The following is an 11,895-nucleotide window of genomic DNA, read 5'->3' as shown; positions in this document are numbered from 1 at the left end:
AGCGGGCGCATGTCGTTTGATGTGGACGAGGATATACTACAGGACTTTCTGGTTGAAGCTGGCGAGATCCTGGAACAATTACAAGAACAACTCGTTGATCTGGAAAACAATCCAGAAGATGCAGATCTACTTAATGCCATCTTCCGCGGTTACCATACGGTAAAAGGCGGCGCCGGATTCCTGTCACTGACCGAACTGGTGGAAATCTGCCACGGTGCAGAAAACGTTTTTGACGTGATGCGCAACGGTCAGCGCACACTGACACCCGAGTTGATGGACACTATTCTGCAGGCGACAGATGTGGTCGTTGCCATGTTCGAAAAGGTAAAGGCGCGTGAACCGCTTGAGCCTGCTGATGCCGGTCTGGTCGATATTCTCCATAAACTCAGTACTCCGGAAACACCTGATGAAAACATCTTTGGTGAAGCGACGGCAGTAGGTACGCAAACTACAGCGCCCGATGCCGAGGAGCAGGAATTTACCGTTGAGGAAGTGCCTGCCGCACCAGAAGTTGAAGCCATCCGTGAAAAGTCGGGTAATGGCGGTATCGAAGATATCACAGAAGATGAATTTGAAGCCTTATTAGATGAACTCCACGGCGGTGGAGCGCCTGGCCGATCGGCAAAGCCCGAGACGGCAGCGCAAAAATCAGAGTCGATGGGGGTAGCCCCTGAAAAGGCGGCGGCATCTGACTCAGAAGATATTACTGACGATGAGTTTGAAGCCCTGCTTGACGAACTTCATGGTAAGGGGCAGTTTGGCGCAGACGCTGAGCCAGCGAGTAAACCTGTCGCAGCACCTGCTGAAAAGGCTCCGGCTACCACAGGTGGCGACGACGAAATTACTGACGATGAGTTTGAAGCGTTGTTAGACCAGTTGCATGGCAGTGGTCAGGGACCTTCAAAAGGAAAAGAGGAAACGTCAACAACTGCACCTGAACCGAAAAAACCGGAAGAAAAACCACGCGTAAAAGTGGATCAGGATGCTACGGACGCAATTAACAAAGCGAAAGCCAGTCAACCTGTCTCTGCGCCTCCAGCGCCAGAGAAAAAAGCAGAACCGGCTGCACCAGCCGCAAAAGCCGCACCGAAAAAAGACGACAAAAAAGCCACACCGGCACCACCGGCTGCCGAGACGACAGTCCGTGTTGATACCAAGCGTCTTGACCAGATTATGAATATGGTAGGCGAGCTGGTATTGGTGAGAAACCGTTTGCTTAGTCTGGGTATCAACATCGCTGATGAAAGTATGTCTAAAGCGATAGCGAATCTGGATGTTGTCACAGGCGACCTGCAAGGTGCGGTAATGAAAACCCGCATGCAGCCAATCAAGAAAGTCTTTGGCCGCTTCCCTCGAGTGGTACGTGATCTTGCGCGTAGTCTGAAAAAAGAAATTACCCTTGAGCTACATGGTGAAGAGACGGATCTGGATAAAAACCTCGTTGAGGCGCTCGCCGATCCACTGGTTCACCTGGTCCGAAACTCGGTTGACCACGGCATCGAAATGCCCGACGAACGTCAGTCTGCCGGCAAACCGCGTATGGGAACCGTTACGCTGTCTGCATCGCAGGAAGGGGATCATATTCTGCTGACCATCGAAGACGATGGTAAAGGCATGGATCCTGAAAAGCTCAAGCAAATTGCCATCAGTCGCGGCGTGCTCGATTCTGATGCCGCCGCACGCATGTCCGATGTAGAGGCATTTAACCTGATATTTGCACCAGGCTTCTCTACCAAAACGGAAATCAGTGATATTTCCGGACGCGGTGTGGGCATGGACGTGGTGAAAACCAAAATTAATCAGTTAAACGGTACCGTAAGCATCGACTCCCAGTTGGGTAAAGGTACCAGACTGGATATTAAAGTGCCGCTGACGCTGGCTATTCTGCCAACGTTGATGATCGTAGTAGGTAAACAAACCTTTGCGTTACCGCTGGGCGCAGTCAGCGAAATCATCAACATGGACATCAAGAAAACCAATACCGTAGATGGTCAGTTAACGATGATAGTCCGCTCTAAAGCCATCCCGCTGTTTTTCCTGGGAGACTGGCTAATCCGTGGCGCGCCAAAACGTATCGACCGCGAAAAAGGCCATGTGGTTGTTGTTCAAATTGGTACGCAACAAGTTGGCTTTGTGGTTGATGCCCTGATTGGACAGGAAGAGGTCGTGATCAAGCCTCTGGATGCGCTACTGCAGGGCACACCTGGCATGGCAGGCGCAACCATCACTTCTGATGGCGGCATTGCCCTGATCCTGGATATCCCGAGTTTATTGAAGCGGTACGCGCGTAAGGCGCTGAAGTAGGCAAGACGAATTAAGGAAATCTCAATCCATGGTCTTTAAAGTCCTGGTAGTCGACGATTCTACGTTTTATCGTCGACGTGTGCGCGAAATTCTGAATGAAGATCGTGAGTTAGAAGTAGTAGGTGAAGCACGTAACGGACAGGATGCCCTGGACAAAATCGCAACCCTCTCTCCGGATGTCGTAACGATGGATGTAGAGATGCCGGTCATGGATGGCATTTCCGCTGTGAAAGCGATAATGGAAAAGCGTCCGCTTCCTATTCTGATGTTTTCATCACTGACGCATCATGGTGCACAGGCAACGCTTGATGCGCTGGAAGCCGGTGCACTTGATTTCTTACCCAAAAAGTTTGAAGACATTGCGCAGGATCGCAAAGAAGCTGCCAGTTTGCTGAGAACCAAAGTGCGTTTGATTGCACGCCGTGGAATAGGGATCCGTCGTCCCACCCTGTCGCAGGGTAGGACCATGCCTTCCAATGCTCCCAAACCACGCTTTTTCCGCTCATCCAGTGTACTGACTGGTCGTAGCGATGCCGTGTCTCAGCCGACGATGGCGTCCGTTAAGCGCTCAGGAAAACATTATCAGTGTCTTGCTATCGGCGCATCCACAGGGGGACCTGTTGCACTTCAAAAGGTGCTCAGCGCGCTACCCGCAGATTTCCCTTATCCTGTGGTACTCGTGCAGCATATGCCTGGGACATTTACCCATGCCTTTGCTCAGCGCCTGGATAATCACTGTAAAATAGCGGTGAAAGAAGCCGAAAATGGTGACCTGTTAAAGCCTGGACATGCTTATCTGGCACCCGGCGGTATGCAAATGCTGATTGAGAATCAGGGCTCTCTACATAAAGTTGTGATATCAGACAAAATGGCATCGGACAAAATAAGCTATAAGCCCAGCGTCGATATTACGTTTGGCACCCTGGTGAAAGCCTTTGGAGGCGATGTGCTTGGTGTCATACTTACCGGGATGGGCGCAGATGGCAGAGAAGGATGCCGGATGCTGAAAGATCGAGGCGCAACCATCTGGGCGCAGGATCAGGAGTCCTGTGTGGTATATGGCATGCCGCAGGCCGTGACGGCAGCGAATATTTCTGAGAAGAGTATCAGTATTGACGATATGGGTCAGTGTATCCTTACCGAGATGGGCTAACACGGTGCTGTTTATTTATCGCAGGATCGAATCGTGAAAATCTGGACCATAGCCAATCAGAAAGGCGGGGTAGGAAAAACGACCACCACTGTAACGCTTGGCGGTATTCTAGCGCAGCAAAATAAGCGCGTGCTGCTAATCGATACTGATCCACACGCATCGTTAAGTTATTACTTTGGCATTGATTCTGAAGAACTTTCCAGTTCCGTTTACGATATTTTTATTAATAACGGCCCAGTCACTGCCGATACAGTATTAGATTGTTTGTGCCCGTCGAAACTGGACAGCTTGTTTATTTTGCCGGCAACTATGGCGTTGGCAACCTTAGACAGACAGATGGGAAGCCAGCAGGGCATGGGTTTGGTACTAAAGAAAGCGCTTTCGGCGGTAGAGCAGGAGTTTGATTACGTCCTGATTGATTGCCCGCCGGTATTAGGTGTGCTTATGGTGAATGCCCTGGCCGCCTGCCACAAAGTGGTGGTGCCAACACAAACTGAATTTCTGGCCTTGAAAGGACTGGACCGCATGATTCATACCCTTGAGATTATGGGCCGTTCACTGAACAAGACCTTTGATACATTGATAGTACCTACCATGTTTGACCGCCGTATTAATGCGGCGATCCAGGCACAAAGTCGACTTATGTCTGATTACGGAGATAAGGTCTGGCAGGGTATGATACCGGTAGATACCCATTTTCGGGATGCCAGTCAGGCGCAGGCGCCAGCATCCGTGGTATTTCCGAAAACCCGGGGCGTTTATGCCTATGCTAAGCTATTAAAAGTGTTGGAGCGAAAGTAAGCAAGATGAGTAAAAGTACGCCATTTGCGCGTGAAGATGTAATGGAAGCCTATCTGGATGGCCTGCTTAAAGCGCCAGAGGATCCTGCTGAAGTTACTGCTCGTACTGCCAAACTGCTGGAACAGGCATCGTTGCCCGTTAGCCAGGACGACACGATTGATGTGGTGGAGGAGGCAAAGCCACCGGTTGCACAGCCGTTGCCCGATGTGCCCGTTGAAGAAGATGTGCCCGTCGAAGAAGAGGTAGCGATCCCCGCGGATATCGCGCCAATCGCAGTGTCTTCGATACCCTTGCAGGAACAGCTTGAAGAGCGATTCCAGGCGTTATTTTTTGAAGTGGCAGGGTTGACTATGGCGGTACCTCTAACCACGCTTGGTGGGATCCATCGGCTCGATAAAATCGGTCCGCTTTTCGGAAAACCCAAGTGGTTTAAAGGTGTCATGCTCCACCGTGACGAAAAACTCAATGTTGTTGATACGGCAATGTGGGTAATGCCAGAAAAATACGACCAAAAAATGGCAGAGACGCTAAACTATCAATATCTTATCATGTTAGGTGATAGTGAATGGGGCCTGTCCAGTGACAAGCTGGTCAACACTGTAACCCTTACCAAGAGTGAGGTGAAGTGGCGGGCCGCACAGGGTAAACGGCCCTGGTTAGCCGGAATGGTGAAAGAAAGAATGTGTGCGTTAATTGATGTATATCAGTTAATATCAATGCTTAACAATGGCTTAGGCAGTAACGACCAGACGCCTTAACGAGGGGAGCCAGGTTCATGAATGACGAAAGAACAAATAATAATGCCGCTGATAGTAACGATGAAGTGTTGCAGTGGGTAACCTACCGACTAGGCGATGAGACCTATGGCATTAATGTCATGCAGGTACAGGAAGTCCTGAGACACACGGAAATTGCTCCGGTTCCGGGCGCGCCTGACTATGTACTGGGTATAATCAATCTGCGCGGCAATGTTGTTACCGTTATCGATACTCGCGCCCGTTTTGGTTTACCCCCATCCGATATTACCGATAACACTCGTATCGTTATTATCGAGTCTGATGAGCAGGTAGTCGGTATTCTTGTCGACAGCGTTGCCGAAGTGGTTTATCTGAAGTCTTCAGAAATCGACAGTGCGCCGAACGTGGGTACCGAGGAAAGTGCCAAGTTTATTCAGGGCGTAAGCAACCGCGACGGTGAGTTGCTGATACTGGTTGATTTGAATAAATTACTCAGTGATGAAGAGTGGGATGAAATAACCAGTCTGTAACACGCAACGAGACTAACTAAAAAGCAGGCATAGCCTGCTTTTTTTGTGCCCGCAGCTGGCTGATTCCTGAGTTACATCGATCCATATTAATGCGTGCTCTTTGATCACACATTATTAATGATCGGTGTTATCTGTTAAAAATGAGAGGTTAGCCGGTGGGGATGGTGTCACGCACTTACGCTATATAAGAGAAGAATGTTGCCACTGAACCAGTCTCGTTCACTATCTGCTCGTTCCGTCAGGTCGCATATTGTCGGTAAAACCTATCTTCCTGGGCGCTTTGTTGTTGGTTGTTAAGCCTTTTTCAGGTTTAATAGGCTATTATCATGAATAGATTCATTCTGTGTTCCAGCAAAGGCGGATGACCATTTTATGCTTGCACCTACTGCTGACAACCTGATCCTGGTAGCGCTTATCTTACTGCCCCTGGTTGTGTTAGTTGTCATCCTTCTCATTCTGCGACGCCAGCAACGGGTTCTGGCTGAGCGAGTTGAGAAGGCCGAAAAGACCGCCGCCACACTTGCTGATGAAGTCAGGCGGATTGCACATCAGCAAAATGAAGATCAGACTCGCACCGTTGTCGTGACCAAGCACCTTAAGGCCATCGAAGCGCAGCAGACGCAATTGGAAAACCAGATGCGGGAAGTGAAACTGCAAGACCCAGCCATGCGCCTGTATCAACGTGCAGCAGAGATGGCCAAAAGCGGCGCCTCGATAGATGAAATCATGCAGGCCTGCGATATCCCTCCGGCGGAAGCCGAACTTCTGGTAAGCATGCACAAAAGATAGAAATCTCCTTTGCTGGCGGCTTACAGGCAGCGCTGTCCTCGGTTTCGAACATTTTCCCAACTTCACTCGCGACCTGTGGGCATGAAGAAAATGAATGTGGGCAAAAAAACATTTAGACGTCTAGACGTAAAGATGTTGACAATCTTTGTGCTTTAGCCACAATAAGGGCATGTTTATTCGCCACCGGACCGTGTCATGCCTATACGTATACCCGACCAGTTACCCGCTCAGAACGTTTTACTTGGTGAGAATATCTTCACCATGGATAGCGACCGCGCGGCAAATCAGGACATTCGTCCACTGGAGGTGGGGATCCTTAATCTGATGCCAAACAAGATTGAAACCGAGGTGCAGATACTTCGGTTGCTATCTAACACCCCTTTGCAGATTAATGTTGACCTGATTCGTATCGACAATCAGGCTCCTAAGAACACACCGCAATCGCATATGGACGCCTTCTATCATGATTTTTCACAGGTGGCGGACAAAAAATATGACGGGCTAATCATAACCGGAGCACCGCTGGCTCACCTCGACTATGAGAAAGTGAAATACTGGGACACCATGACCACTATTCTTGAGTGGGCGCAGCGGCATGTCCAGTCCACACTGTATTTGTGTTGGGCGGCTCACGCGGCTATGTACCACTTTTATGGCATTCAGCGGCGGCTGCGAGCTGAGAAGTTCTCAGGTGTCTATGAGCATCGGGTTTTGGACCCTAATAATGAGTTGTTGCGCGGTTTCGACCCCCTGTTTTATGCGCCACATTCCCGGTACGGGCACATTGAAGTGGCGCAGTACAACAGCGTGCCGGGACTAAACGTGGTGGCACAATCTGACACTGCCGGGGCGTATGTAGTGGCATCCGAAGATAAGCGCATGGTGTTTGTCACAGGTCACCCGGAGTATGATCCGGAAACATTGCACGACGAGTTTGTGCGCGATACTGACGCGGGGCAGTCACCGGCTGTTCCGGTAAATTATTATCCGGATGACGATCCAACCCAATCGCCCCTTGTCAGGTGGCGTTCACATGGTAGCCTGCTGTTTACAAACTGGCTGAACTATTATGTGTATCAGACAACCCCTTATGATTTAGAGCAACTGGCGGCGAAAGCCCCGCCGACGAGGTAATCCGTGGTAACAGATTCTCAACACCCTTTATTCCTGGCAGCTCAGAAACGCATTCTCATTTTAGACGGTGCGATGGGCACGATGATCCAGAAACACAAGCTGGAAGAGGAAGCCTATCGTGGTGAGCGTTTCAAAGACTGGCACTGCGATGTTAAAGGCAACAACGATTTGCTGGTGCTGTCACAACCTGAATTGATCTATCAGATTCATTGTGAGTACCTTGAGGCGGGTGCGGATATTCTGGAAACCAATACCTTTAACGCCACCACGATTGCCATGGCCGATTACGACATGCAGTCGTTATCCGATGAGATAAACCGAGAGGCAGCCAGACTCGCTAAGCGGGCTGCGGAAAAATTCAGCACCCCGGATAAACCACGGTTTGTGGCTGGTGTGTTGGGACCGACAAACCGCACGGCATCAATTTCGCCGGATGTAAACGATCCGGGAAAACGTAATGTGAGTTTCGACGAGTTGGTAAAAGCCTACGCGTCCTCATGTCATGCACTCATCGAAGGCGGTAGCGATCTGATCATGCTGGAAACCATCTTCGATACGCTGAATGCCAAGGCCGCAGTATTTGCCGTAGAGTCGGTGTTTGATGAGTTAGGTAAGCGTTTGCCAGTGATGGTGTCAGGCACCATTACCGATGCGTCAGGGCGGACCTTGTCAGGCCAGACTGCAGAAGCGTTTTATTATTCGATGCGTCATGTCACGCCGTTTTCTTTTGGTCTTAACTGCGCTCTGGGCCCGGATTTACTTCGTCAGTATGTCGATGAGGTAGCCGGTGTGGCTGAGTGTCTGGTATCCGCTCACCCGAATGCAGGGTTACCCAACGAGTTTGGTGAGTACGATATGGAAGGTCCTGAAATGGCTGAGCATATTGGCGAATGGGCCCGGGCTGGTCTGGTCAATATTGTCGGCGGGTGTTGCGGCAGCACGCCGGAGCATATCCGCTGTATTGCTGATGCTGTTAGCGGCGTCACTCCGCGAGCATTACCGGAATTCGCGCCCAAGATGCGCTTGTCCGGCCTGGAACCGTTTGTTCACTAAGAGAGTATTATGTCCGCAGAATTTTCCAGTTTCATAAATATCGGTGAGCGTACTAACGTCACCGGTTCTGCCGTCTTTAAACGCCTGATACTCAACGGGGATTACGAAAAAGCCCTGGATGTAGCCCGTCAGCAGGTCGAAAACGGTGCACAGATCATCGACATCAACATGGATGAAGCCATGCTGGATTCGGTAGAGGCTATGCGCACGTTTTTGAATCTGATCGCATCGGAGCCCGACATCAGCCGGGTGCCTATTATGATTGACTCCTCAAAATGGGAAGTCATAGAAACCGGTCTTAAGTGTGTTCAGGGTAAAGCCATTGTTAACTCGATAAGCCTCAAAGAGGGCGAAGAGAATTTTATCCATCAGGCGAAGCTGATAAAACGTTATGGCGCTGCTACGGTGGTGATGGCCTTTGATGAAAAAGGTCAGGCCGATACCAAAACCCGTAAAGTCGAGATATGTCAGCGTAGCTACAAAGTGTTAACCGAACAGGTGGGGTTTCCTCCTGAAGATATTATTTTTGACCCTAATATCTTTGCTGTGGCAACCGGTATAGAGGAGCATGATAACTACGCGGTCGACTTTATCGAAGCCACCAAGGAAATCCGCGCCACCTGTCCTCATGTGCATGTGTCTGGCGGTTTATCCAATATCTCATTCTCATTTCGCGGCAATAACCCGGTCCGCGAGGCCATGCACTCGGTGTTTCTGTATCACGCCATCCGGGCGGGCATGGACATGGCAATTGTAAACGCTGGTCAGCTTGAGGTGTATGACGAAATTCCAGATGAATTGCGTGAAGCCGTCGAGGATGTGATCCTGAATCGTCGCAGCGACGGGACCGAGCGTTTGCTTGACCTGGCACCCAAATATCAGGGTGACGGTAAAGCCGCAGCCAAAGAAGATTTGAGCTGGCGTGAGCAGCCCGTCAATAAGCGTCTTGAACATGCACTGGTAAAAGGTATCACCGATTACATCATTGATGATACTGAGGAGGCCAGACAGCAGGCAGAAAAGCCGCTGCACGTGATTGAAGGTCCACTTATGGACGGCATGAACGTGGTGGGCGATTTATTTGGCGAAGGCAAGATGTTTTTGCCGCAGGTGGTAAAGTCTGCCCGGGTAATGAAAAAAGCCGTAGCGCACCTGCAACCCTACATCGAAGCCGAGAAAACCGACGATACCAAGAGCAATGGCAAAATCCTGCTCGCCACGGTGAAGGGGGACGTACATGATATCGGTAAAAACATCGTTGGCGTCGTGCTGCAGTGCAATAATTTTGAAGTGATAGATTTAGGTGTGATGGTGCCGTGCGCGACCATTTTACAGACTGCGATTGATGAAGATGTTGATATGATTGGTCTGTCCGGACTTATCACGCCGTCTTTGGATGAAATGGTACATGTCGCCAAAGAGATGGAGCGACAAGGCTTTACTATGCCATTGTTGATTGGTGGCGCGACCACATCCAAAGCGCACACTGCAGTGAAAATTGAACAGAACTATCATGCGCCGGTCGCATATGTCGCTAACGCGAGTCGTGCGGTTGGCGTGTGTCAGAAGCTTTTGAATAAAGGCACGCGCGATATTTATGCCGCAGAGCTTACTACAGAATATGAGAAAGTGCGGGATCAGCATGCCAGAAAGCAACCGCGCTCGCGGCCTGTGACGCTTGACGAAGCCCGTCAAAATGCGTTCACACCTGATTTCTCTGAACTGCCCTGTGTTCCCAATACGTTAGGTGTCACGCCGGTTACCGCTGATTTGGCTACACTCAGAAAATATATCGATTGGACACCGTTCTTCCTGACCTGGTCACTGGCCGGAAAATATCCACGTATATTAAATGATGAGGTGGTAGGAGAGCAGGCCAGAGAACTGTTTGAAGATGCCAATGCCATGCTTGATACCGTCATTGCCGATGGGTCGTTGACGGCGAAAGGGGTAATGGGACTTTTCCCGGCCAACCGGGTTGGTGATGATATTGAGGTTTATCAGGATGATTCGCGCAGTGAAGTAATAGGTGTGTCGCACCATTTACGTCAGCAAACCCTGAAGCAGGGGTTCGCCAACTATTGCCTGTCGGACTTCGTTGCAAGCAAGACGTCAGGAATAAAAGATTATATCGGCGCGTTTGCGGTTACCGGCGGTATCGGTGAAGACGAACTGGCAGATAAATTTAAAGATAATGGCGATGACTACAATTCAATTATGGCGAAAGCCGTCGCAGACAGATTGGCCGAGGCGTTCGCAGAATATCTGCATGAGCAGGTCAGAAAGCACTACTGGGGCTATGCGCGTGATGAGGCGCTGGATAACGATGCGCTGATACGCGAAAAATATCAGGGTATCCGCCCCGCGCCTGGCTATGCAGCCTGTCCTGAACATACTGAAAAACAGTTGATATGGGATTTGCTGGATGCTGAAACCCACACCGGTATGAAGCTGACAGAGAGCTATGCAATGTGGCCCGGTGCTTCCGTTTCAGGGTGGTACTTTTCACACCCTCAGTCGCGCTATTTTGCGGTCGCCAAAATTCAGCAGGATCAACTTGAAGACTATGCCCGCCGTAAAGGCTGGTCACTGGATGAGGCAGAGCGCTGGTTAGCGCCAAATCTGAATGACTGATAAACCGTTTAGCCAGGCCTGTGAAAATAATAAGCGTCCAATTCTTGATGTGCTCGAGCATGCTTTTGCAACGCGTAAGCATGTACTGGAAATTGGCAGTGGAACCGGTCAGCATGCCGTATTCATGTCGGCTAACCTGCCACATCTCATCTGGCAAACCAGCGACCAGACCGAATATCACGGAGGCATTCAGGCGTGGCTGGATGATGAAAACGTGCTCAACTGCAAATCGCCGATGACCCTGAAAATTGGTGAGCAAGCCCTTCCCGATAATTTGTTTGATGGTATCTATACCGCAAATACTGCGCACATCATGCAGCGCGAAGAGGTTGAACTGATGATGCAACAAGTCAGTGATGTGCTGCCACCGTGTGGTGTGTTCTGCCAGTACGGTCCGTTTACTGAGGACGGTGAGTTCAGTTCGCAAAGCAATGCTGAATTTCATGCGTCGCTGCTAGAACGTGGCTGTGGGGGGTATCGGGATATCAGTGAACTGACCAAATGGGCGCCAAAGTTAACGCTACAGAATGTCTATCGTATGCCTGCAAATAACCTGATGCTCGTATGGACGAAGTAGCAAATACCGGGTCGGAATTGACTACCGACTGGTAGCTGCCATCGCTTTACAGCGGGCACCGTGGGCAGCTGCAAGGTTGCACTAAAGCGGCACGCCCTCACATGTAATTCTTTTCATAAAGTGTTGTTAAATCGAATATTTAATAACACTTCATCTTTAAATAAAGCCGCAATTAAATCGAAT

10 protein-coding genes are annotated in these 11,895 nt (G+C 50.1%); all 10 read left to right on the top strand.

Annotation, left to right across the window (positions count from 1 at the left end; genetic code table 11):
- Positions 1–9 precede the first annotated feature (9 nt).
- The 10 genes from JKP77_RS08735 (at position 10) to JKP77_RS08690 (ending at position 11,712) form a co-directional block, all read left to right on the top strand.
- Positions 10–2,304, top strand: coding sequence for a chemotaxis protein CheA (locus JKP77_RS08735; protein WP_218310799.1), 2,295 nt, complete (start codon positions 10–12; stop codon positions 2,302–2,304).
- 28 nt (positions 2,305–2,332) lie between these two features.
- Entirely contained in the window at positions 2,333–3,457 is a 1,125-nt protein-coding gene (locus JKP77_RS08730) for a protein-glutamate methylesterase/protein-glutamine glutaminase (RefSeq protein WP_218310798.1), read from the top strand.
- A 33-nt stretch (positions 3,458–3,490) separates the two neighbouring features.
- The gene (locus tag JKP77_RS08725; protein WP_218310797.1) at positions 3,491–4,258 is read left to right on the top strand and encodes a ParA family protein; all 768 of its coding nucleotides are present in this window, start codon (positions 3,491–3,493) and stop codon (positions 4,256–4,258) included.
- 5 nt (positions 4,259–4,263) lie between these two features.
- Entirely contained in the window at positions 4,264–5,016 is a 753-nt protein-coding gene (locus tag JKP77_RS08720; RefSeq protein ID WP_218310796.1) for a chemotaxis protein CheW, read from the top strand.
- A gap of 17 nt (positions 5,017–5,033) precedes the next feature.
- A complete protein-coding gene (locus JKP77_RS08715) occupies positions 5,034–5,525 on the top strand; it encodes a chemotaxis protein CheW (RefSeq protein ID WP_218310795.1) in 492 nt (163 codons plus the stop codon).
- 372 nt (positions 5,526–5,897) lie between these two features.
- Positions 5,898–6,314 (top strand): DUF2802 domain-containing protein, encoded by a 417-nt coding sequence (locus JKP77_RS08710; protein ID WP_218310794.1) that lies wholly within the window; start codon positions 5,898–5,900, stop codon positions 6,312–6,314.
- 195 nt (positions 6,315–6,509) lie between these two features.
- Entirely contained in the window at positions 6,510–7,448 is a 939-nt protein-coding gene (metA, locus tag JKP77_RS08705; RefSeq protein ID WP_218310793.1) for a homoserine O-acetyltransferase MetA, read from the top strand.
- A 3-nt stretch (positions 7,449–7,451) separates the two neighbouring features.
- Complete coding sequence (locus JKP77_RS08700; protein ID WP_338024854.1) at positions 7,452–8,501, top strand: homocysteine S-methyltransferase family protein; 1,050 nt, start codon at positions 7,452–7,454, stop codon at positions 8,499–8,501.
- A 9-nt stretch (positions 8,502–8,510) separates the two neighbouring features.
- Positions 8,511–11,135 (top strand): methionine synthase, encoded by a 2,625-nt coding sequence (gene metH, locus JKP77_RS08695; protein WP_218310792.1) that lies wholly within the window; start codon positions 8,511–8,513, stop codon positions 11,133–11,135.
- Positions 11,128–11,712, top strand: a complete 585-nt coding sequence (locus tag JKP77_RS08690; protein WP_218310791.1) for a DUF938 domain-containing protein — start codon at positions 11,128–11,130, stop codon at positions 11,710–11,712. The genes metH and JKP77_RS08690 overlap by 8 nt, the downstream gene beginning before the upstream one ends.
- Positions 11,713–11,895: the final 183 nt, after the last annotated feature.

This window comes from Alteromonas antoniana (assembly GCF_019249295.1).
Taxonomy (GTDB): domain Bacteria; phylum Pseudomonadota; class Gammaproteobacteria; order Enterobacterales; family Alteromonadaceae; genus Alteromonas; species Alteromonas antoniana.
The sequence above is the reverse complement of the archived record's forward strand: the minus strand, read 5'-3'. Positions and strand labels throughout refer to the sequence as shown.

Bases quoted from the DNA above. Each gene is read 5' to 3' on its own strand.
- JKP77_RS08735 (WP_218310799.1), top strand. From the start codon at position 10: ATGTCGTTTGATGTGGACGAGGATATACTACAGGACTTTCTGGTTGAA.
- JKP77_RS08730 (WP_218310798.1), top strand. From the start codon at position 2,333: ATGGTCTTTAAAGTCCTGGTAGTCGACGATTCTACGTTTTATCGTCGA.
- JKP77_RS08720 (WP_218310796.1), top strand. From the start codon at position 4,264: ATGAGTAAAAGTACGCCATTTGCGCGTGAAGATGTAATGGAAGCCTAT.
- JKP77_RS08715 (WP_218310795.1), top strand. From the start codon at position 5,034: ATGAATGACGAAAGAACAAATAATAATGCCGCTGATAGTAACGATGAA.
- JKP77_RS08710 (WP_218310794.1), top strand. From the start codon at position 5,898: ATGCTTGCACCTACTGCTGACAACCTGATCCTGGTAGCGCTTATCTTA.
- metA (WP_218310793.1), top strand. From the start codon at position 6,510: ATGCCTATACGTATACCCGACCAGTTACCCGCTCAGAACGTTTTACTT.
- metH (WP_218310792.1), top strand. From the start codon at position 8,511: ATGTCCGCAGAATTTTCCAGTTTCATAAATATCGGTGAGCGTACTAAC.
- JKP77_RS08690 (WP_218310791.1), top strand. From the start codon at position 11,128: ATGACTGATAAACCGTTTAGCCAGGCCTGTGAAAATAATAAGCGTCCA.